Below are 1,134 nucleotides of genomic sequence, written 5' to 3' on the forward strand. Positions count from 1 at the left end.
GAGCTGCACCCGGACAGCACCCTCAGCATGTGGCCGGATAACCGTATCGCCCGTGACGCGCACTATCTTTACCGGTATGACCGTCACGGCAGGCTGACGGAGAAAACCGACCTCATCCCGGAAGGGGTTATCCGCACGGATGATGAGCGGACTCACCGGTACCATTACGACAGTCAGCACCGGCTGGTGCACTACACGCGGACACAATATGAAGAGCCGCTGGTCGAAAGTCGCTATCTTTACGACCCGCTGGGCCGCAGGGTGGCAAAACGGGTATGGCGGCGTGAACGGGACCTGACGGGCTGGATGTCGCTGTCACGGAAACCGCAAGTGACCAGGTACGGCTGGGACGGCGACCGGCTGACCACAATACAGAACGACAGAACCCGCATCCAGACGATTTATCAGCCGGGGAGCTTCACGCCACTCATCAGAGTTGAAACCGCCACCGGTGAGCTGGCGAAAACGCAGCGCCGCAGCCTGACGGATACCCTTCAGCAGTCCGGCGGCGAAGACGGTGGCAGTGTGGTGTTCCCGCCGGTGCTGGTGCAGATGCTCGACCGGCTGGAAAGTGAAATCGAAACTGCCACCGGTGAGCTGGCGAAAACGCAGCGCCGCAGCCTGGCGGATGCCCTTCAGCAGTCCGGCGGCGAAGACGGTGGCAGTGTGGTGTTCCCGCCGGTGCTGGTGCAGATGCTCGACCGGCTGGAAAGTGAAATCCTGGCTGACCGGGTGAGTGAGGAAAGCCGCCGCTGGCTGGCATCGTGCGGCCTGACCGTGGAGCAGATGCAAAACCAGATGGACCCGGTGTACACGCCGGCGCGAAAAATCCACCTGTACCACTGCGACCATCGCGGCCTGCCGCTGGCGCTCATCAGCACGGAAGGGGCAACAGCGTGGTGCGCAGAATATGATGAATGGGGTAACCAGCTGAATGAAGAGAACCCGCACCAGCTGCAGCAGCTCATCCGCCTGCCGGGGCAGCAGTATGATGAGGAGTCCGGCCTGTATTATAACCGCCACCGCTATTATGACCCGCTGCAGGGGCGGTATATCACTCAGGATCCGATTGGACTGAAGGGGGGATGGAACCTGTATGGATATCAATTGAATCCGATATCAGACATCGACCCC

At 60.8% G+C, this 1,134-nt stretch carries 1 protein-coding gene; it reads left to right on the forward strand.

Annotation, left to right across the window (positions count from 1 at the left end):
• Positions 1-1,134: RHS repeat domain-containing protein (locus tag FTE26_RS09445; RefSeq protein ID WP_272457557.1), on the forward strand; the 1,134-nt coding region annotated here is incomplete at both ends.

Origin of the sequence: Escherichia sp. S10b, from assembly GCF_028421345.1 — a bacterium.
GTDB lineage: Bacteria > Pseudomonadota > Gammaproteobacteria > Enterobacterales > Enterobacteriaceae > ECMA0423.